At 64.8% G+C, this 19,714-nt stretch carries 22 protein-coding genes and 1 riboswitch; of the genes, 17 read left to right on the forward strand and 5 right to left on the reverse strand.

Annotation, left to right across the window (positions count from 1 at the left end):
- Nucleotides 1–3 precede the first annotated feature (3 nt).
- Together mazG and JNA92_RS00240 are read left to right on the forward strand one after the other, a co-directional pair.
- Nucleotides 4–837 (forward strand): nucleoside triphosphate pyrophosphohydrolase, encoded by an 834-nt coding sequence (mazG, locus tag JNA92_RS00235; RefSeq protein WP_241802755.1) that lies wholly within the window; start codon nucleotides 4–6, stop codon nucleotides 835–837.
- A 26-nt stretch (nucleotides 838–863) separates the two neighbouring features.
- The gene (locus JNA92_RS00240) at nucleotides 864–1,403 is read left to right on the forward strand and encodes a DUF2058 domain-containing protein (RefSeq protein ID WP_241802756.1); all 540 of its coding nucleotides are present in this window, start codon (nucleotides 864–866) and stop codon (nucleotides 1,401–1,403) included.
- An 87-nt stretch (nucleotides 1,404–1,490) separates the two neighbouring features.
- Here the strand turns inward: JNA92_RS00240 and JNA92_RS00245 are convergent, their stop codons facing one another.
- From JNA92_RS00245 to purM, 4 genes are all read right to left on the reverse strand, one after another.
- Complete coding sequence (locus JNA92_RS00245; RefSeq protein WP_241802757.1) at nucleotides 1,491–1,673, reverse strand: hypothetical protein; 183 nt, start codon at nucleotides 1,671–1,673, stop codon at nucleotides 1,491–1,493.
- A 165-nt stretch (nucleotides 1,674–1,838) separates the two neighbouring features.
- Nucleotides 1,839–2,549 carry a DUF3108 domain-containing protein gene (locus JNA92_RS00250; protein ID WP_241802758.1) on the reverse strand — a complete coding sequence of 237 codons (711 nt, stop codon included), beginning with the start codon at nucleotides 2,547–2,549 and terminating at the stop codon, nucleotides 1,839–1,841.
- A gap of 8 nt (nucleotides 2,550–2,557) precedes the next feature.
- On the reverse strand, nucleotides 2,558–3,211 hold the full coding sequence (purN, locus tag JNA92_RS00255) for a phosphoribosylglycinamide formyltransferase (protein WP_241802759.1): 654 nt from the start codon (nucleotides 3,209–3,211) through the stop codon (nucleotides 2,558–2,560).
- Nucleotides 3,211–4,269, reverse strand: a complete 1,059-nt coding sequence (purM, locus tag JNA92_RS00260; RefSeq protein WP_012313138.1) for a phosphoribosylformylglycinamidine cyclo-ligase — start codon at nucleotides 4,267–4,269, stop codon at nucleotides 3,211–3,213. The genes purN and purM overlap by 1 nt, the downstream gene beginning before the upstream one ends.
- A 317-nt stretch (nucleotides 4,270–4,586) precedes the next feature.
- Between purM and JNA92_RS00265 the strand changes: the two genes are divergently transcribed.
- The 5 genes from JNA92_RS00265 (at nucleotide 4,587) to JNA92_RS00285 (ending at nucleotide 9,067) form a co-directional block, all read left to right on the forward strand.
- Entirely contained in the window at nucleotides 4,587–5,654 is a 1,068-nt protein-coding gene (locus tag JNA92_RS00265) for a DUF2066 domain-containing protein (RefSeq protein WP_241802761.1), read from the forward strand.
- A gap of 12 nt (nucleotides 5,655–5,666) precedes the next feature.
- Entirely contained in the window at nucleotides 5,667–6,740 is a 1,074-nt protein-coding gene (locus JNA92_RS00270) for an AI-2E family transporter (protein WP_241802762.1), read from the forward strand.
- Between the two features lie 179 nt (nucleotides 6,741–6,919).
- A complete protein-coding gene (gene hda, locus JNA92_RS00275) occupies nucleotides 6,920–7,627 on the forward strand; it encodes a DnaA regulatory inactivator Hda (RefSeq protein WP_039601502.1) in 708 nt (235 codons plus the stop codon).
- Nucleotides 7,628–7,753: 126 nt separating this feature from the next.
- Nucleotides 7,754–8,398, forward strand: coding sequence for a C40 family peptidase (locus JNA92_RS00280; protein ID WP_241802763.1), 645 nt, complete (start codon nucleotides 7,754–7,756; stop codon nucleotides 8,396–8,398).
- Nucleotides 8,399–8,533: 135 nt separating this feature from the next.
- Nucleotides 8,534–9,067: a C40 family peptidase gene (locus JNA92_RS00285; protein WP_241802764.1), complete on the forward strand. Its 534-nt coding sequence runs from the start codon at nucleotides 8,534–8,536 to the stop codon at nucleotides 9,065–9,067.
- 12 nt (nucleotides 9,068–9,079) lie between these two features.
- Here the strand turns inward: JNA92_RS00285 and JNA92_RS00290 are convergent, their stop codons facing one another.
- Nucleotides 9,080–10,396 (reverse strand): PQQ-dependent sugar dehydrogenase, encoded by a 1,317-nt coding sequence (locus JNA92_RS00290; RefSeq protein WP_241802765.1) that lies wholly within the window; start codon nucleotides 10,394–10,396, stop codon nucleotides 9,080–9,082.
- A 192-nt stretch (nucleotides 10,397–10,588) separates the two neighbouring features.
- A riboswitch (cobalamin riboswitch) is annotated at nucleotides 10,589–10,808 on the forward strand.
- A gap of 118 nt (nucleotides 10,809–10,926) precedes the next feature.
- On the opposite strand from JNA92_RS00290, the gene cobO reads away from it, so the two are divergent.
- Genes cobO through JNA92_RS00340 form a run of 10 tightly spaced genes read left to right on the forward strand, consistent with a single transcriptional unit; the run spans nucleotide 10,927 to nucleotide 19,695 of the window.
- Entirely contained in the window at nucleotides 10,927–11,538 is a 612-nt protein-coding gene (cobO, locus tag JNA92_RS00295; RefSeq protein WP_241802767.1) for a cob(I)yrinic acid a,c-diamide adenosyltransferase, read from the forward strand.
- A complete protein-coding gene (locus JNA92_RS00300; protein WP_241802768.1) occupies nucleotides 11,535–12,830 on the forward strand; it encodes a cobyrinate a,c-diamide synthase in 1,296 nt (431 codons plus the stop codon). Before cobO ends, JNA92_RS00300 begins: the two co-directional genes overlap by 4 nt.
- Nucleotides 12,827–13,477, forward strand: a complete 651-nt coding sequence (gene bluB, locus JNA92_RS00305; RefSeq protein WP_241802769.1) for a 5,6-dimethylbenzimidazole synthase — start codon at nucleotides 12,827–12,829, stop codon at nucleotides 13,475–13,477. Before JNA92_RS00300 ends, bluB begins: the two co-directional genes overlap by 4 nt.
- Nucleotides 13,474–14,382, forward strand: a complete 909-nt coding sequence (gene cbiB / locus JNA92_RS00310; RefSeq protein ID WP_241802770.1) for an adenosylcobinamide-phosphate synthase CbiB — start codon at nucleotides 13,474–13,476, stop codon at nucleotides 14,380–14,382. Before bluB ends, cbiB begins: the two co-directional genes overlap by 4 nt.
- On the forward strand, nucleotides 14,375–15,367 hold the full coding sequence (gene cobD / locus JNA92_RS00315) for a threonine-phosphate decarboxylase CobD (RefSeq protein ID WP_241802771.1): 993 nt from the start codon (nucleotides 14,375–14,377) through the stop codon (nucleotides 15,365–15,367). The genes cbiB and cobD overlap by 8 nt, the downstream gene beginning before the upstream one ends.
- Nucleotides 15,364–16,818, forward strand: coding sequence for a cobyric acid synthase (locus tag JNA92_RS00320; protein ID WP_241802772.1), 1,455 nt, complete (start codon nucleotides 15,364–15,366; stop codon nucleotides 16,816–16,818). The genes cobD and JNA92_RS00320 overlap by 4 nt, the downstream gene beginning before the upstream one ends.
- A gap of 1 nt (nucleotide 16,819) precedes the next feature.
- The gene (gene cobU / locus JNA92_RS00325; RefSeq protein WP_241802773.1) at nucleotides 16,820–17,341 is read left to right on the forward strand and encodes a bifunctional adenosylcobinamide kinase/adenosylcobinamide-phosphate guanylyltransferase; all 522 of its coding nucleotides are present in this window, start codon (nucleotides 16,820–16,822) and stop codon (nucleotides 17,339–17,341) included.
- A complete protein-coding gene (cobT, locus tag JNA92_RS00330) occupies nucleotides 17,338–18,393 on the forward strand; it encodes a nicotinate-nucleotide--dimethylbenzimidazole phosphoribosyltransferase (RefSeq protein WP_241802774.1) in 1,056 nt (351 codons plus the stop codon). The genes cobU and cobT overlap by 4 nt, the downstream gene beginning before the upstream one ends.
- Nucleotides 18,390–18,959, forward strand: coding sequence for an alpha-ribazole phosphatase family protein (gene cobC, locus JNA92_RS00335; protein ID WP_241802775.1), 570 nt, complete (start codon nucleotides 18,390–18,392; stop codon nucleotides 18,957–18,959). Before cobT ends, cobC begins: the two co-directional genes overlap by 4 nt.
- Nucleotide 18,960: 1 nt before the next feature.
- Nucleotides 18,961–19,695 carry an adenosylcobinamide-GDP ribazoletransferase gene (locus tag JNA92_RS00340; RefSeq protein ID WP_241802776.1) on the forward strand — a complete coding sequence of 245 codons (735 nt, stop codon included), beginning with the start codon at nucleotides 18,961–18,963 and terminating at the stop codon, nucleotides 19,693–19,695.
- Nucleotides 19,696–19,714: the final 19 nt, after the last annotated feature.

Raw genomic sequence — 19,714 nt, forward strand, 5'->3', positions numbered from 1 at the left:
TACATGACCTATTCCCTCGAAGACCTGCTGCACCTCATGGCCCGGCTGCGCGACCCGCAGTATGGTTGCCCGTGGGACCTCAAGCAGAACTACGCGAGCATCGTGGCGCACACCATCGAAGAGGCCTACGAAGTTGCCGACACCATCGAGCGCGGGGATTTCGAGCACCTTCAGGGCGAACTCGGTGATCTGCTGTTCCAGGTGGTCTACTACAGCCAGCTGGCCAGGGAGGAGGGGCGCTTCGAGTTCGACGGTGTGGTCGATGCGATTACCCGCAAACTGATCCGCCGCCACCCCCATGTATTTCCCACCGGCGAGTTGTACGCGCCGCTGGACACGCCCAGCCTGAGCGAGGCACAGGTCAAGTCGCGCTGGGAAGAAATCAAGGCCCAGGAACGTGCCGAGAAAAGCGAGCCTGAACAGCTGTCGCTGCTCGATGACGTGCCGGCGGCATTGCCTGCCCTGTCCCGGGCCGCCAAACTGCAAAAGCGTGCCGCCACTGTCGGTTTCGACTGGCCAGACGCATTGCCGGTGCTGGACAAGGTCCGTGAAGAGCTCGACGAAGTGTTGCAGGCCATGGCCGACGGGGATGCCAAGTCCGTCGAAGATGAAGTCGGCGACCTGCTGTTCGCGGCTGTCAACCTGGCCCGTCACCTCAAGCAAGACCCGGAAAATGCACTGCGTCGTGCCAACCGCAAGTTCGAGCGGCGTTTCCGCTTCATCGAACAGGCATTGCGCGACAGCGGTCGCCCCATCGAATCGTGTAACCTTGACGAACTGGACGCCCTTTGGGGGGAAGCCAAACGTCAGGAAAAGAACCTGCCCAGCTGCGGCTGAGTGGCTGCATAAGTGAGTGAACATCCATGAGTCTTTCCCTTCGCGATCAATTGCTCAAGGCCGGTCTGGTCAACCAGAAGCAGGTCTCCCAGGCCAACAAGGCCCAAAAGAAACAGAAACGCCTGGAGCACAAGGGCCAGGTCGAAGTCGACGACACCCAGCAGCGCCTGGCCAAGGAAGCCATGGCCGAGAAGGCCAAGCGTGACCAGGAACTGAACCGTCAGCAGCAGGAAAAGGCCGAACAGAAGGCCCGTGCCGCGCAGATCAAGCAGTTGATCGAGGCGACCCGCCTGCCCAAGCTCACGACCGAGGACTACTACAACTTCGTCGACGACAAGAAGGTCAAACGTATTGCGGTAAACGCCCTGATGCGTACCAAGCTGAGCAATGGCGCGCTAGCGATCGTGTCGTTTGGTGGGGGGTACGAAGTCATTCCGCGCGAGGCAGCGGTGAAGATCCAGGAGCGCGACCCTCATCGCATCCTGCTGCTCAATACCCATGTCGAGGAAGCGGATGAGGACGATCCGTATGCGGCGTACAAGATCCCTGACGACTTGATGTGGTAAGCACCAATCACCCCGCCTTAGCGGTAGTGTCAGTCAGTTAGCGTTAGTAGGGCCGCTGCGCGGCCCGAAATCAAAAACCTGTGCGGGTCATTGCGAAGTGCGCTGGTTTTCCTGCACTTCAAGCTCTGCCCGGTATTGGTGGGCTTCGTGTTCATTGTGGAACATCCCGACCAATTCGCCTTGCTGGTGCACATCCCAGATCCGCACGCCAGCGGCCAGGCCTTCGTGGGACATTTTCGATTCGTCGCGTTCAGTTACTTGGACTGTCATCGTTAAACTCCACTGTTCAGTTGGTTGCGACATTCTGTCGCGCACCTCTTTTATAGAGTTTGTTAGCAGCCTAAGTAAATAAAATAGCCATGAAACAAGTTTCATGTTGCCCAGGCAAAAAGAAGCCCCGCACAGGGCGGGGCTACGGATCTTGCGGGCTGCGGCTTAGCTGCCTTTGACCGACTTGCCATCGACCGTACCATCCTGCAGCACGATCACATACTCCTTGCCATCGGTTTCGACCTGGCGCAGTTGGACCAGCAGGTAGTCCCAGTCCTTGGCGAACCACAGCTCGGTGATGCGCTTGCTCTGGCTTGGGTCGCGCACGCGCTCGACCTTCACCGCCTCGACCTGGCCGGTCTTGGTGGTGACTTTCTCAGTGCCCAGCACGCGGAAGTCGTAGGTGTCGATCTCGTCACCATCGACCACCTGGTAGGTCATGCTTTTCTTGCCAGCGGCCACATCATGCTGCAGCGCCAACTGATAAGAGGACTTGTCCAGCACGCCGCGGTTGAGCGGCAGGCTGACGGCGTCACCCCGGTCGCTGCCGGTGACTTTCTTGCCGTTCCAGTCGAAGGTGAGGTCGACTTTCTTGGCTTTGCCCAGGCCGCCACGCTCGAAGTGATACTTCTGCGGCAGCAGGGTGTCGTTGTCCATGCGCAGGGTGCTTTGCTCGGTCAGGCTGGCGATCATCATGGAAGCCTTGAAATTAAGGTCCCAGGTACCGTTGGCATTCTTGACCAGGCTGCGCTCGGCAGTGCCGCTCATGGGAAGTTGCTTCCAGTCGGCGGTGTAACTGGCCGAGAAGGGTTTCAGATCGGCTGCCTGGAGGGGCAGGGCGAGCACGGCGAGAGCCAAGAGCAGGGCGCGACGCATAAATTCTCCTAGGGTCGGATCAAATGACCACTGGCCGGCAGTGGCTGGCCATCCAGTAATGCACCCTGTTCGCCCAGGCGCAAGCGCCCCTCGGCAAACCAGTGCACTGCCAGCGGGTAGATCTGGTGTTCCTGTTGGTGTACTCGCTGGGCCAGGCTCTCAGCGCTATCGCCTGACGCGACCGGCACCACAGCCTGTACGACCAGAGGGCCGCCATCGAGTTCCTCGGTGACGAAGTGTACGCTGCAGCCGTGCTCGGCGTCGCCTGCCTCCAAGGCCCGTCGGTGAGTATGCAGGCCCTTGTATTTGGGCAGCAGTGACGGATGGATGTTGAGCAGGCGGCCCTGATAGTGGCGAACGAAGCCGCCACTGAGGATACGCATGAAGCCGGCCAGCACCACCAGGGCGGGCGCGAAGCCGTCGATGCGCGCCATCAGCGCTGCATCGAAGGCTTCACGGCCGTCGAAGCCGGTGTGGTCCAGTACGGCGGTGGCGATACCCGCCGCCGCCGCGCGTTGCAGCCCGTAGGCGTCGGCGCGGTTGGAAATCACCGCAGCGATGCGTACCGGGCTGTTTTCACCATGGCTGCTATCGATCAAGGCTTGCAGGTTGCTGCCCGAACCCGACAGCAGTACCACTACATTGCAGGGCTCGCTCGGCATCAGTGTGCCTTGAGGTTCTGCAGCTCGACCTGGGCAGCGCCTTCAGCGGCTTGTTCGATGCGACCGATGACCCAAGGCTGCTCGCCTTCTGCACGCAGTACATTCAGTGCTGCCTCGACCTGGTCCTGGGCCACGCAGATGACCATGCCCACGCCGCAGTTCAGTACACGGTGCATCTCGTGCTCGTCGACGTTGCCTTTCTCTTGCAGGAAGTCGAATACCGCAGGGCGCTGCCAGCTGGCCACGTCAACCACGGCCTGGGCGTTTTTCGGCAGAACGCGCGGGATGTTGTCCAGCAGGCCACCACCGGTGATGTGGGCCATGGCCTTGACGGCGCCGGTCTGCTTGATCAGTTGCAGCAGTGGCTTGACGTAGATGCGGGTCGGCGCCATCAGCAGGTCGGTCAGCGGCTTGCCGTCGAGCTGGGTGTTCTCGATGTCGGTCGCCGACACCTCGAGAATCTTGCGGATCAGCGAGTAACCGTTGGAGTGCGGGCCGGAAGACGGCAGGGCGATCAGCGCGTCGCCGGTAGCGACCTTGGAGCCGTCGATGATCTCGGCCTTTTCCACCACACCGACGCAGAAACCGGCCAGGTCGTAATCTTCGCCTTCGTACATGCCCGGCATTTCTGCGGTTTCGCCGCCAACCAGGGAGCAGCCGGCCAGCTCACAGCCGGCGCCGATGCCGGTGACCACGGTCGCGGCGACGTCGACGTTGAGCTTGCCGGTGGCGTAGTAGTCGAGGAAGAACAGCGGCTCGGCGCCGCAGACCACCAAGTCATTGACGCACATGGCGACCAGGTCCTGGCCGATGCTGTCGTGCTTGTTCAGGTTCAGCGCCAGGCGCAGCTTGGTGCCGACGCCGTCGGTGCCAGAGACCAGCACCGGCTGCTTGTAGCCGGCCGGGATCTCGCAGAGGGCGCCGAAGCCACCCAGGCCACCCATGACTTCAGGGCGTGCGGTGCGTTTTGCCACGCCCTTGATGCGTTCGACCAGTGCTTCGCCGGCGTCGATGTCTACACCGGCGTCCTTGTAGCTCAGGGAGGGTTGCTTGCTCATTGATCCAGGCCTTTAAGAGGGAGGGATTCGTAAAAACGACCGTGACGGCCAAGGCCGGCTGGGAGCGGCGGCTGCCTGAAACGTCAGAGGTCTGTGAAGGCGCGCGATTTTATCAGGGTTGCGGTGCAGCGGCCATCCTCAGGCCGACGGGCAGGGCAGTAAATTACTGAAAAAGCCTCGCGGGTGGTTGATGCAGCCCCTTCTGTATAAGCTGCAATCAGCGAGCCCCAGTCGCGAGTCAAAGCGCTGGGGTTCTGACTGCTTTTTCTTACAGCTTGAAGCTTGCAGCTTGAAGCTCGACTGGACAGGAATCCTCAATGCGTCTTCTCAATTATCTGTCAGCCGGCTGCCTTGCCTTGGTCAGTATCGCCGCCCAGGCCGAAAGCGTTTCCGGGCTCTATCAGGTGCGCGAACCGCTCGAAGGGCAGGGCGCTGAAGCCCGTACTGCAGCCACCACCAAGGCGCTCGATACGTTGGTGCTGCGCCTGACCGGCGACCCCAAGGCCCCGCAAAACCCGGCGCTGGCCGAACTGCGCAAAGACCCGCAACAGATCATCAACCAGGTCGGTACCGAGGCCGGCCCGCCTGAGTCGGTGATGGTCGAGTTCGACCCCGGTAGCACCGAGCGGGCCTTGCGCAAGGCCGGGCTGGCGCTGTGGGGCAGCAATCGGCCGTCGATTCTCGGCTGGTGGCTCAATGACAGTGTCGAGGGCAGCAGCCTGGTGGGCGATGGCCAGACCAGCGCCCAGGCGCTGCGCCGTGCCGCCCAGCACCGCGGCCTGCCACTGCGCCTGCCGCTGGCCGACCTGCAGGAGCAACTGGTGGCCAACGCCAAACAGCTCGAAGGCAACGACCCGGCGCCACTGCGCGAAGCTTCCGAGCGTTATGGCGCCGATGCGCTGTTGGCCGTGCACGCCCTGGAGGCTGATGGCAAGTGGCAAGGCAAATGGCAGCTGTGGCTGGGCGACAAGCGCGAGCAAGGCAGCGCCGAAGGCGCAGACCAGGCCGCATTGGCCGATGCTGTGATGCTGGCTGTCAGCAACCGCCTGGCCTCTCGTTACGTGACCCGGCCCGGCGCCAGCAGCCAGTTGCAGGTGCAGGTGCAAGGCGTGAACCTGCAGCGTTACGCTGAGCTCAACCGCGTGCTCGAACCTTACGGCCCGCGCCTGCAACTGGCCGACGGCAAGACCTTGACCTATGGCGTCACTGCCAACCCTGAGCAGTTGCGTGCACAGCTTGGCTTGGCCAAGTTGCAGGAGGTCCCCGCTGAACAGGCGCCTCCCACCCCGGCTGCGCCTGCGCCTGGAGCCGAAGCGACGCCAGGGCAACCGGCAACGGCTGCTGTAGCCCCCAAGCCGTTCGACGGCTTGCGTTTTCGCTGGTAAGGATAAGCGACCATGACTGATATGCGCCGTTGGATCTGGGTGGGTGTCGCCCTGCTGATCGCCCTGCTTCTTTATGGCCTGCACAACATCCTCTCACCCTTTTTGGTGGGGATCCTGCTGGCTTATCTGGCCGATCCGCTGGTCGATCGCCTGGAGCGCATGGGGTTGTCGCGGACCTGGGGAGTGGTGGTGGTCTTCACCCTGTTCACCTTGATCCTGCTGGCGCTGCTGCTCATCCTGATCCCGATGCTGGCCAAACAGCTGGTGCGGCTGTATGAACTGACGCCGCAGATGCTCGACTGGTTGCAACATGTGGCGCTGCCCTGGGTGCAGAGCCGCCTGGGCCTGGCCGACGGGTTCTGGAAGTTCGACAAGATCAAGGCCGCGGTCAGTGAACACATGGGCCAGACCACGGACATCGTTGGCATGCTGCTGTCCCAAGCCACTGCCTCGAGCCTGGCGCTGCTGGCCTGGCTGGCCAACTTCGTGCTGATCCCGGTGGTGGGCTTCTATCTGTTGCGCGACTGGGACCTGATGATGGCCAAACTGCGCAGCCTGCTGCCGCGCCAGCGCGAGTCGCAGGTGGTCGGGCTGGCCGCAGAGTGCCATGAGGTGTTGGGGGCCTTCGTGCGGGGCCAGTTGATGGTCATGCTGGCGCTCGGGGTGATCTATTCCGCCGGGCTGATGCTGGTGGGGCTGGAACTGGGGCTGCTGATCGGCATGCTGGCCGGCTTGGCGGCCATCGTGCCCTATATGGGCTTCATCATAGGCATCGGTGCGGCGCTGGTGGCCGGGCTGTTCCAGTTTGGCGGCGATCTGTACCCGATGCTGGGCATCGTCGCAGTGTTCATGGTCGGTCAGGCGCTGGAAGGCATGGTGCTGACACCGTTGCTGGTGGGGGACCGTATCGGCCTGCATCCGGTGGCGGTGATCTTCGCCATCCTTGCCGGGGGCGAACTGTTCGGCTTTACCGGTGTGCTGCTGGCCTTGCCAGTGGCTGCAGTGATCATGGTGCTGCTGCGCCATGTGCATGACCTGTACAAGGAATCGGACATGTACGCGGGGGAGGTCGACCCTGATCTGTAAGCTGCTGTCTTGCTCTACTTCTAAAACCCGGCGCAGTCCATGTGGGCGCCAAACTGTCTTGCAACTCGTTGATTTTGCTTGTGCTACGTGCCTTCGCGATTGTGCCACCCGCGTTGCGGGTATAGACTTTGCACACCGATCACCCTAGGCCCCCTGTGGTCTCCCGACCGCCCGCGAGCATGAAACCACCGATCCAGTTGCCCCTGGGTGTGCGCCTGCGCGATGACGCCACCTTCATCAACTACTATCCGGGCGCCAATGCAGCGGCGTTGGGCTACGTAGAGCGGCTGTGCGAAGCCGACGCCGGCTGGACCGAGAGCCTCATCTACCTGTGGGGCAAGCAGGGTGTCGGCCGTAGCCACCTGTTGCAAGCCGCCACTCACCGCTTCCAGCAGCGGGGCGAAGCCGCTGTGTACCTGCCGCTGGCGCAGTTGCTCGATCGTGGTATCGGGTTGCTCGATTACCTGGCGCAGTACGAACTGGTGTGCATCGACGACTTGCACGTGATTGCCGGCAAGGCAGAGTGGGAAGAGGCGATGTTCCATCTGTTCAACCGCCTGCGCGACAGTGGTCGGCGCCTGCTGCTGGCCGCCTCGGCCTCGCCGCGCGAACTGCCGATCAAGCTGCCCGACCTCAAGTCCCGCCTGACCCTGGCGCTGGTATTCCAGATGCGCGGGCTGTCTGATGAAGACAAGCTGCGCGCCCTGCAATTGCGCGCTTCGCGCCGTGGCCTGCACCTGACCGATGAAGTCGGCCACTTCATCCTGACCCGTGGTACGCGCAGCATGAGTGCCCTGTTCGACCTGCTCGAGCGGCTCGATCAGGCTTCTTTGCAGGCACAGCGCAAGCTGACCATCCCGTTCCTGAAAGAAACCCTTGGCTGGTAAGCCCTTGAATACGGGGCTTTGAGCGGCAAAACGAAAAAGTCACATCTTTTTCGATAAAATTTGCAAATGGGCCTGATAGAAGGCATAGTTTCCCCCTTCTAAAGGACTACAGACACGGTCGTGCCCATGCTCAAGCGCTTCGCACCCCTCGTGCCCCTCGCACTTGTGACCCTGCTGATTGGCTGCGCGGCCCAAGGCCCTGTTTCCCAGCCCCAGGATCACACCCCGGTCGCCGCTCAGTCGGCGCCCAAGGCCAAAGCTTCGGTATCGTCCGTGTTCGGCGAGCAACCCGAAGTGGCCACTGAAGATGACCTTCAGGCGTTCTCCAGCACCAGCAAGCCTTATCAGTTGCCAGTATTGGCCGACAGCATCCTCGAACGTGGCATGTCGCTGATCGGTACCCGTTACCGCTACGGTGGTACCTCGCAGGCGTCCGGTTTCGATTGCAGCGGTTTCATCGGCTACCTGTTTCGCGAAGAGGCCGGCATGACCCTGCCGCGCTCGACCCGCGAAATGATCAACGTCGATGCGCCCAAGGTGGCCCGCAACAAGCTCAAGCCGGGTGACTTGCTGTTCTTCAGCACCAATGGCCGTGGCCGTGTCAGCCATGCCGGCATCTATCTGGGTGACAACCAGTTCATCCACTCCAGCAGCCGCCGCAGCGGTGGTGTGCGCATCGACAACCTCGGTGATCGCTACTGGAGCAAGACCTTCCTCGAGGCCAAGCGCGCCCTGGCCATGGCGCCGGCGAGCAATCTCGCACGCAACTGATATCAAAATGATGTACTCTGCCACGGCGACGATGCTTGAAAAGCTAGTCGCCGTGCGTATTTACAGAATGCGTCTAATCTAAATTCTCAACACTTTTCGGTTGCAGCCCAGCGATCTCAGACAGGATGTTCTGCCATGGTGATGATGGCGCGCTTCGCACTCCTTTCCCTGGTGGCATTGCTTGCCGCCTGCTCCAGCCGTGCCCCGGCACCGGCGCCTGTGGTACAGCCTCAGGTCTCGTACAGCCAACCCCCTGCTTCGCCGATTGCCAACGACGTGCTGATGCGCGCGATCGGTCTGGTGGGTACGCCGTATCGCTGGGGCGGTAACACTCCCGATTCCGGTTTCGATTGCAGTGGCTTGATCAACTACGTCTACCGGGATGCAGCGGGTATCAGCCTGCCTCGTTCCACCCGAGAAATGATCGTCATGCGTGCTCCGACCGTGGATGTCCACTCACTGCAATCGGGCGACCTGGTGTTCTTCGCCACCAGCGGTGGCTCGCAGGTCAGTCACGCCGGTATCTACGTGGGCGAAGGCCGTTTCGTGCATGCGCCGTCCACCGGTGGCACTGTACGCCTGGATTACCTGTCCAACAGTTACTGGTCCAAAGCCTACCTGCAGGCAAAACGGGTGATCACTCAAGGGCATCTGGCGCATAACCCTTGATCGCGCAAGGCGCTACGGCGCCTTGCTTACCCGCCACACCACGTTGCCCACATCGTCTGCCACCAGCACGCCGCCGCGATGGTCGTTGACCACGCCTACCGGTCGCCCCATGGCGTTGCCATTGCCATCCAGAAACCCGCTGAGCAGGTCGATTGGTTTGCCGACAGGTTTGCCAGCCGTGTCGAAGGGCACGAAGATCACTTTGTAGCCACTGTGCGGTTGGCGATTCCAGGAGCCATGCTGGCCCACGAAAGCACCGTGGTCGAACGGTGCAGGCAGCGCTCTGGGCTCTGCAAACGCCAACCCCAGTGATGCGGTATGGGGCCCCACGGCATAGTCCGGCACAAGCGCCTGCGCGACTTTTTGCGGGTTCGGCGGCACGACCCGCTCATCGACGTGCTGCCCGTAATAGCTGTAGGGCCAACCATAAAAGCCGCCATCTGTCACCGATGTGATGTAGTCGGGCACCAGGTCACTGCCGATCTCGTCACGCTCGTTGACGGCTGTCCACAAGGCACCAGTACGCGGCTCCCAGGCCAGGCCGTTGGGGTTGCGCAGCCCAGAGGCAAAGATCCGGTGCGCGCCGCTGGCCGCATCGACCTCCCAGATCGCAGCGCGTCCCTGTTCCTGTTCCATGCCGTTCTCACCGACATTGCTGTTGGAGCCGACTGTCACATACAGCTTCTTGCCATCGGCACTGGCAATGACGTTCTTGGTCCAGTGATGGTTCAGGGGCCCGGCTGGCAACTCGATGACCTGCGCCGGCGGTTCGCGAAGCTGCAGAGCCCCCGAGGTGTAGCGAAAGCGCAGCAGCCTGTCGGTGTCGGCGACATAGAAATCCTGGCCGATCAGTGCCATGCCAAACGGCGAATTGAGCCCGTCGATGAAGGTCGTGCGGGTGTCGGCAACGCCGTCATGGTCGGCATCGCGCAGCAAGGTGATGCGGTTGGCGCTGGGCACCGCGGCACCGGCGCGCTTCATCGCCCTGTCCATGGCCCAGCCACGCAGGCCCTTGCCATCATCAGGCCTGGGCGGGGCATTGGTCTCTGCCACCAGCACATCACCGTTGGGCAGTACATGAAGCCAACGCGGGTGGTCGAGGTTGTCGGCGAAGGCGTTCACCTGTGTGCCTGCTGCCGCCTTGGGTTTACCACCCGTTGGCCAGCCGATGGCGGGCGCGATATTGACGGTGGGTATCAACGTCTTTTTCGGTGGGGGCAGCTGTACAGACGGGCCGCTGCCCTCACTGACCTCCAGCATGGCCCTCTCGGTGCAGCCCGCCAGGCAAGCGCCCAGTACCCAAGGAAAGACAACACGCATGTGTTTCATGTCTGCACCCCTGTGACGATGCTCTTGAAGATTCAGAGCCGGGAGAACGGCCAGTGGTTCAGCTGAGCACTTCCCGGTCGTAGCGGCCGATCCGCTCGCAGCGATCCATGAGCAAGCGATCATGCGCCTTTATCGGCATCAGATCGCTGCCAAATCACCCCCTCCGATTGACGCTCCCGGTGCAACACTCTAACCTTCGCGCGTGTTTCAGGTGCCCTGCAAGCCCGTCTGGGCAGGGTGAAACTGGGAAGCCGGTGTGCGCCTATAAGGTGCGAGTCCGGCGCTGCCCCCGCAACGGTAGGTGAGTCAAAAACCGCGCACGGCCACTGGATGCCAGTATCCGGGAAGGCGCGCGGGCCCGGGCCAACGCCCGCTCACGAGCCCGGAGACCGGCCTGTCACTGCCAACGGCATCACGGAGGGTGATGCGCGGTGCACCGTGGCGTCTGGCCACGGCCCTGCGCGCTCTCCGTCTGCCCGCCTATCGACCTGTCGCCGTGTCTTACGCGGCGACAGCCTGCGGAGACCCCCATGAGCGAAACCACCGAACGCGACGAACGTCACCTGGCGCGCATGCAGCGCAAGAAGGCGATCATCGACGAGCGCATCGCCAATTCCCCTAATGAGTGCGGCCTGCTGCTGGTGCTGACCGGCAATGGCAAGGGCAAGAGCAGTTCGGCGTTCGGCATGCTCGCACGCGCCTTGGGCCACGGCATGCAGTGTGGCGTGGTGCAGTTCATCAAGGGCCGCAACAGTACCGGCGAGGAGCTGTTCTTCCGGCGCTTCCCCGAGCAGGTGCGTTACCACGTGATGGGCGAAGGCTTCACCTGGGAAACCCAGGACCGCCAGCGCGACATTGCCGCCGCTGAGGCAGCCTGGGCGGTTTCACGCCAACTGCTGCAGGACCCGAGCGTCCAGTTCGTGGTGCTCGACGAGCTGAACATCGCCCTCAAGCACGGCTACCTCGACCTCGATCAGGTGCTTGGCGACATCCAGGCGCGCCCCCCCATGCAGCATGTGATCGTCACTGGCCGCGCGGCCAAAGCCGAAATGGTCGAGCTGGCCGACACCGTTACCGAGATGGGCATGCTCAAGCATGCCTTCCAGGCGGGTATCCGTGCCCAGAAGGGCGTCGAACTGTGAGTCAGACGCGCCACTGCCCAGCCGTTCTGATCGCAGCACCGGCATCTGGCCAGGGCAAGACCACCGTGACCGCAGCCCTGGCCCGCCTGCACCGCAACCTTGGGCGCAAGGTCCGTGTGTTCAAATGCGGGCCTGATTTTCTCGACCCGATGATCCTCGAGCGTGCCAGCGGGGCGCCGGTGTACCAGCTCGACCTGTGGATGATCGGTGCGCAGGAAAGCCGCCGCCTGCTGTGGGACGCGGCGGGTGAGGCCGACCTTATCCTGATAGAGGGCGTGATGGGGCTGTTCGACGGCACCCCGTCCAGTGCCGACCTGGCGCGCCACTTCGGCGTGCCGGTGTTGGCGGTGATCGATGGTACGGCCATGGCCCAGACCTTTGGTGCACTGGCCCTGGGGTTGGCGCGCTACCAGCCCGACCTGCCGTTCGCTGGGGTGCTCGCCAACCGTGTCGGCAGCCTGCGCCACGCGCAGTTGCTCGAAGGCAGCCTGAGCGAAGGCCTGCGCTGGTACGGCGGGCTGTCGCGCGAGCGCGGTATCGAGCTGCCCAGCCGCCACCTGGGGTTGGTGCAGGCCAGCGAGCTGAATGACCTGGATGCGCGTCTGGATGCTGCCGCCCAGGCACTGGGCAGCAGCTGCGATGCCGCATTGCCGCCGCCGGTGGCATTCGCCGCGCCGCAGGAAGTGCCCTGCACCGCCTCGCTGGCGGGTGTGCGCATTGGCGTCGCCCGGGACGCAGCGTTCGCCTTCACCTACGGCGCCAACCTCGACCTGCTGCGCAACCTGGGCGCACAGCTGGCGTTCTTCTCACCGCTGCACGACCGCGCGCTGCCCGATGTAGACAGCCTGTACCTGCCGGGCGGCTACCCGGAGCTGTACCACCATGCGCTGGCCGCCAACGCCCCGATGTGCGCCGCGATCCGTGCGCACCACGGCGCGGGCAAGCCGTTGCTGGCCGAGTGCGGTGGCATGCTCTACCTGCTCGATGCCCTGACCGACGTAGCCGGTGAGCGTGCAGCGCTGCTCGGCCTGCTGCCCGGCGAGGCGACCATGCAAAAACGCTTGGCGGCGCTGGCCCTGCAAGCTGTGGAGCTGCCCGAAGGCACTCTGCGCGGCCACACCTACCACCACTCCCTGACCAGCACCGAGCTGCAGCCCATCGCGCGCGGCCTGAGCCCCAACGGCGGGCGCGGCAACGAGGCGGTCTACCGCCTTGGGCGGCTCACTGCATCCTATGTGCACTTCTATTTCCCCTCCAACCCAGAGGCGGCGGCGGCGCTGTTGCGGCCATGAGCGAGCACGCCTTCAGTGACGCCGAGCGCGCGGCCGTCTACCGGGCAATCGGCGAGCGCCGCGACATGCGCCACTTCGCCGGCGGCAGCGTTGCGCCTGACGTGCTCGGCCGCCTGCTCGGCGCGGCGCACCAGGCCCCCAGCGTTGGCCTGATGCAGCCTTGGCGTTTCATCCGCATCAGCCAGGGGGATCTGCGCGGGCGGATCCAGGCGCTGGTGGAGGAGGAGCGGGTGCGCACGGCCCAGGCCTTGGGCGAGCGCAGCGACGCCTTCATGAAGCTCAAGGTAGAAGGCATCAACGACTGCGCCGAAGTCTTGGTGGCGGCATTGATGGACAACCGCGAGCCACATATTTTCGGCCGGCGGACCTTGCCGGAAATGGACCTCGCCTCGCTCGCCTGCGCCATTCAGAACCTGTGGCTGGCGGCCCGTGCCGAAGGGCTGGGGCTGGGCTGGGTCTCGTTGTTCGACCCGCAGGCACTGGCTGCGCTGCTGGGCATGCCTGCCGGCGCCAAACCGGTGGCGGTGCTGTGCCTGGGGCCTGTCACCGAGTTCTATCCGGCGCCCATGCTGGTGATGGAAAACTGGGCCCAGGAACGGCCTTTGAGCGACATGCTGTATGAGAACCACTGGGGAGAGCGCCCATGAGTGTCGCCTTGCTGACCGTGGCCGGTGTGGCCCTGGATGCATTGTTCGGCGAGCCGCAGCGGCGCCATCCGCTGGTGGCCTTCGGTAACCTGGTGTCGAGCCTGGAGCAGCGCCTGAATGCCGGTGGGCGTGGTTGGCGCAGCCACGGCGTGAGTGCCTGGTTCCTGGCCGTGGTGCCCTTGACCCTGGTGGCGCTGATCCTCTCCTGGCTGCCCTACATTGGCTGGCTGGTGGATGTGCTGGCGCTGTACTGCGCCCTGGGCCTGCGCAGCCTTGGCGAGCATGTGCTGCCGGTCGCCAGCGCCTTGCGCCAGGGTGATCTGGAGGAGGCGAGGCGCCGCGTCGGTTACCTGGTCAGCCGCGAGACCGGCGAGCTCGACGAGCCGGCCGTGGCCAGGGCCGCAACCGAATCGGTGCTGGAGAACGGCAGCGATGCCGTGTTCGCCGCGCTGTTCTGGTTCATCGTGGCCGGAGCGCCGGGCGTGGTCCTGTACCGCCTGAGCAATACGCTGGATGCCATGTGGGGCTACCGCAATGAACGCTTTGAACGCTTCGGGTGGTGTGCGGCGCGCATCGACGATGTACTCAACTATATTCCCGCCAGGCTGGTGGCACTGACCTACGCCTTGCTCGGCAAAACCCGCCTGGCGCTGGCCTGTTGGCGCAACCAGGGCCCGATGTGGGACAGCCCCAACGCCGGGCCGGTGATGGCGGCGGGGGCCGGTGCGCTGGGTGTCGAACTCGGTGGCCCGGCGGTGTATCACGGTGAGCGCCACGAGCGCCCGCGCCTGGGCGAAGGCCCGGTGGCCGATGCCGGTGCCATCGAGCGCGGCTGGGCCCTGGTGCAGCGTGGCGTGTGGTTGTGGTTGCTGGTGATCTGCGTGGGAGCCTACTGCAATGCTTGAACATGGCGGCCGACTGCTCAGGGCAGTGCGGCAATACGGGATTGCCCGGGAGGCCTGGCTCGATCTGTCCAGCGGTATTGCGCCGTGGGCCTACCCGGTGCCGCCGATCCCGGCGCACGCCTGGGCGCGGCTACCCGAGACCGAAGACGGCCTCGAAGAGGCGGCCCGACAATATTACGGTGTTGGCCAGTTGTTGCCGGTAGCGGGCTCGCAAGCGGCGATCCAGGCCCTTCCGCATCTGCGCCCGCGCGGTCGTGTCGGGGTGCTGTCGCCGTGCTATGCCGAGCATCCACAGGCCTGGCGACGCGCCGGGCATCACGTGATCGAACTGGATGAAAGCGAGGCCCAGGCGTGCCTGGACAGCCTCGATGTGCTGGTGCTGGTCAACCCGAACAACCCCACCGGCCACCGCGTGCCGCGCGATCGCCTGCTGGCATGGCATGCCCGCTTGGCCGAGCGCGGCGGCTGGTTGGTGGTCGATGAAGCCTTCATGGACAACACGCCCGAGCACAGCGTGGCCGGTTGCGCCGAACGCCCTGGGCTGATCGTGCTGCGCTCGTTCGGCAAGTTCTTCGGCCTGGCCGGTGTGCGCTTGGGCTGCGTGGCAGCCGAGCAGCCACTGTTGCGGCGCATGGCCGACCTGCTGGGCCCGTGGACCATCAGCGGCCCGACCCGAGTGCTGGCCCAGGCGTGTTTCGCCGACCTGGCAGCGCACCCGCTGCAGATCGAGCGTTGTGCCCGTGCCAGCCAACGGCTTGCCCGGCTGCTGGAAAACACTGCCCTGGCCCCGGCAGGTGGTTGCGACCTGTTCCAGTACGTACGCTACGAGCGCGCAGCGCACCTGCATGACTTTCTGGCCCGCCGCGGCATCCTGGTGCGCCTGTTCGAACAGCCACCTGCCGTGCGCCTGGGCCTGCCCGCCTGCGCTGCTGAAGAGCAGCGGCTGGCCCAGGCCCTGGCCGATTATCAGAAGGAAATGGCATGACCACCCTCATGGTGCAAGGCACTACCTCCGACGCCGGCAAGAGCACGCTGGTGACCGCCCTGTGCCGGTGGCTGCTGCGCCAGGGGGTGGCCGTGGTGCCGTTCAAGCCGCAGAACATGGCACTCAACAGTGCCGTGACTGCCGATGGCGGTGAGATCGGCCGCGCCCAGGCGGTGCAGGCCCAGGCTTGCCGCCTGGCGCCGCACACCGACATGAACCCGGTGCTGCTCAAGCCCAACAGTGACACCGGCGCCCAGGTCATCATCCATGGCCGCGCGGTCACCAGCATGAATGCGGTGGCCTATCACGACTACAAGGCCATCGCCATGCAGGCGGTACTGGCGTCCCACCAGCGCCTCAGCGGCCAGTACCCGGTGGTGATGGTCGAAGGTGCAGGTTCGCCTGCCGAGATCAACCTGCGTGCGGGTGACATCGCCAACATGGGGTTCGCCGAAGCGGTCGACTGCCCGGTGATTCTGGTCGCCGACATCAATCGCGGCGGCGTTTTCGCCCACCTGGTCGGTACCCTGGAACTGCTGTCGCCGACCGAGCAAGCCCGGGTCAAGGGCTTCGTCATCAACCGTTTCCGTGGCGACATCGCCCTGCTGCAGCCGGGCCTGGACTGGCTGGAGCAGCGCACGGGCAAGCCGGTGCTGGGTGTGCTGCCGTATGTCACCGACCTGCACCTGGAGGCCGAAGACGGCATCGATGTACGCCAGGCGGCCAAGGATGAGCGCGTGCTCAAGGTGATCGTGCCGGTGCTGCCGCGCATCAGCAACCACACCGACTTCGACCCATTGCGCCTGCATCCCCAGGTGGACCTGCAGTTCATCGGCCCTGGCCAGCCGATTCCGCCTGCCGACCTGATCATCCTGCCTGGCTCCAAAAGCGTGCGTGGCGATCTGGCGCAACTGCGCGCGCGCGGTTGGGATACCGCCATCGCCCGCCATCTGCGCTACGGCGGCAAGCTCATCGGTATCTGTGGCGGCCTGCAGATGCTGGGCCGTGAGGTGCATGATCCGCTCGGCCTCGAGGGGCCTGCCGGGTCCAGCCCGGGGCTGGGCCTGCTCGATTACGCCACGGTGCTTGAGGCCGAGAAGCAGCTGCGCAACGTAGCCGGAGCCTTGCACCTCGGACAGTCGCCTGTGGCCGGTTACGAGATCCATGCCGGCGTCACCCAAGGCCCTGCGCTGGAGCGCCCCGCCGTGCAACTGGCCGATGGCCGCAGCGACGGAGCCATCAGCGCCGACGGGCAGATCCTCGCCACCTACCTGCACGGCCTGTTCGAAGGCAGCCAGTCGTGCGCAGCGCTGCTGCGTTGGGCGGGCCTGGCGGACGTGCAGCAGATCGATTACCAGGCCCTGCGCGAGCGGGATATCGAACGCCTGGCCGACCTGGTGGAAAAGCACCTGGACACCGCGCAACTGCGCAAACTTTGTGGGCTCGCCTGACATGCGCAACCTGATCCTCGGCGGTGCCCGTTCGGGCAAGAGCCGCCTGGCCGAACAACTGGCAGCCGACAGCGGCCTGCCGGTGACCTATATCGCCACCAGCGAACCCCTCGACGGCGAAATGAACGAACGGGTACGCCTGCACCGCCAGCGCCGGCCAAGCGATTGGGCGCTGATCGAAGAGCCGCTGGCCCTGGCTGCCGCGCTGCGCGCCGAAGCGGGCGAAGGGCGCTGCCTGCTGGTGGACTGCCTGACCCTGTGGCTGACCAATCTGTTGATGCTCGACGACGATCAGCGCCTGGCCCAAGAGCGCGATGCACTGCTCGACTGCCTGGCGCAATTGCCCGGCGTGATCATTCTGGTCAGCAATGAAACCGGCCTGGGTGTAGTGCCCATGGGCGAGCTGACCCGGCGCTATGTCGACCAGGCCGGCTGGCTGCACCAGGCCGTCGCCGAACGTTGCCAGCGGGTGGTACTCACCGTCGCCGGCCTGCCCCTGATGCTTAAAGGACCTGCTCTATGAATTCGACCTGGTGGCTTGATGCCTGCCAACCTCTGGACACCGCCGCCATGGATCAGGCCCGCGCCCGTCAGCAGCAGCTGACCAAACCTGCCGGGTCGCTCGGCCAGCTGGAACACCTGGCTGTGCACCTGGCCGGGCTGCAGGGGGTTGAGCGACCGAGCCTGGATCAGGTCGCCATCACGCTCTTTGCCGGTGACCATGGCGTGGTCGAGGAGGGGATTTCGGCCTATCCGCAGGCGGTCACCGGGCAGATGTTGCGCAACTTCGTCGGCGGCGGCGCAGCGATCAGCGTGCTGGCGCGCCAACTGCAGGCCAGCCTGGACGTGGTCGACCTTGGCACCATCGACCCGAACCTGCAATTGCCTGGTGTTCGCCACCTGTGCCTGGGTGCCGGCACCGCCAACTTCGCCCGCCAGCCGGCGATGACCGAGGTGCAACTGCGGGCGGCCCTGCAAGCCGGCCGTGACAGCGCCCTGCGCGCAGCCCAGAACGGCGCGCAGCTGTTCATCGGTGGCGAGATGGGCATTGGCAATACCACGGCTGCTGCAGCGCTGGCCAGCACCCTGCTGGGCTGCCCGGCGCGCGAACTCAGTGGCCCAGGCACTGGCCTGGACAGCGCAGGGGTCCGCCACAAGGCTGAGGTGATAGAGCGCGCTTTGGTGCTGCACGGCCTGCGTGCCGACGACCCGCTGCAGGCGCTGGCCTGTGTGGGTGGTTTTGAGATCGCCGCCCTGGCCGGCGCCTACCTGGCCTGTGCACAGCAGGGCATCGCGGTGTTGGTGGACGGCTTCATCTGCAGCGTCGCCGCGCTGGTAGCCGTGCGCCTGAACCCACACTGCCGGGCCTGGCTGCTGTTTGCCCACCAAGGTGCCGAGCCTGGGCACAAGGCGTTGCTCGAGGCCCTGCAGGCCGAGCCGCTGCTGGCCCTGGGGCTGCGCCTGGGCGAGGGCAGCGGTGCGGCGCTGGCGGTGCCACTGTTGCGCATGGCCTGCGTGCTGCATGGGCAGATGGCGACCTTTGCCGAAGCGGCCGTGGCGGACCGGCCGGCATGATTCTGCACTTGCTGCGCCACGGTGAAACCGAACAGGGTGGCGGTTTGCGTGGCAGCCTGGACGATGCCCTCACCGAACTGGGCTGGGCGCAGATGCGCAGTGCCGTGGAGGATCGCGCCCCTTGGCAAGTAGTGGTCAGCTCACCCTTGCAGCGCTGTGCGCGGTTTGCCGATGAGCTGGGTGACCGGCTGGGTTTGACGGTGCAGCGCGAAGCCGATCTGCAAGAGTTGCACTTCGGTGAGTGGGAAGGGCGCAGCGCCCTGCAGATCATGCAGACGCAAGCGGATGAGCTGGGGCGTTTCTGGGCCGATCCTTACAGCTATACGCCGCCCGGCGGTGAGGCCGTCAGTGCGTTCGCCCAGCGGGTGCTGGGGGCTGTCGCCCGCTTGCATCAGCAGCATGCCGGCAAGCAGGTGTTGCTGGTCACCCACGGTGGTGTCATGCGCCTGCTGCTGGCGCGTGCGCGCGGTTTGCCCAAGGAGCAGTTGCTGCAGGTCGAAGTGGGCCACGGCGCGCTTGTACGTCTGGGCCTGGGCGGAGACGGCCAATTGACCGAGGTGCACTGAAATGCTGCCTTTTTGGATTGCCCTGCAGTTTCTCAGCAGCCTGCCGGTACGCTTGCCCGGTATGCCTGAACCGCGGGAGGTGGGTCGCTCGCTGCTGTGCTATCCGCTGGTCGGCTTGCTGTTCGGGCTGTTGCTGTGGCTTGCCAGCCATCTGTTGCAAGGCGCGCCGGCACCTTTGCACGCGGCGTTGCTGCTGGCCCTATGGGTATTGCTCAGTGGTGCGCTGCACCTGGACGGCCTGGCAGACAGCGCTGATGCGTGGCTGGGTGGGTTCGGCGATCGCGAGCGCACGCTCAAGATCATGAAGGACCCGCGCAGCGGGCCGATTGCCGTGGTCACCCTGGTGCTGGTGTTGTTGCTGAAGTTCTGTGCGCTGTGGGTGCTTGTCGAGCGCGGTGCGGGTGCACTGCTGGTGCTGGCACCTGTGATTGGGCGGGCAGCGATGCTGGGGCTGTTCCTGGGCACGCCATACGTGCGCCCTGGCGGGCTTGGGCAAGCGCTGGCCGAGCACCTGCCGCGTCGCACGGCGCGCTGGGTGCTGTTGGGCAGTTTGCTGTTCTGCCTGCTGCTGGGGGGCTGGAGTGCGCTGTGGGTGGGCCTGCTGGCGTTCGCGGTGTTCTGCTGGTTACGACAGCTGATGTGCCAGCGCTTGGGCGGGACCACTGGCGATACCGCGGGGGCAGTGCTGGAGTTGCTGGAGCTGGCCGTGGTGCTGGGGCTCGCTTTGGGGATGTAGCTGCACCTGCCAGGTGCAA

It is taken from the genome of Pseudomonas putida (genome assembly GCF_022627325.1).
Taxonomy (GTDB): Bacteria; Pseudomonadota; Gammaproteobacteria; order Pseudomonadales; family Pseudomonadaceae; genus Aquipseudomonas; species Aquipseudomonas putida_X.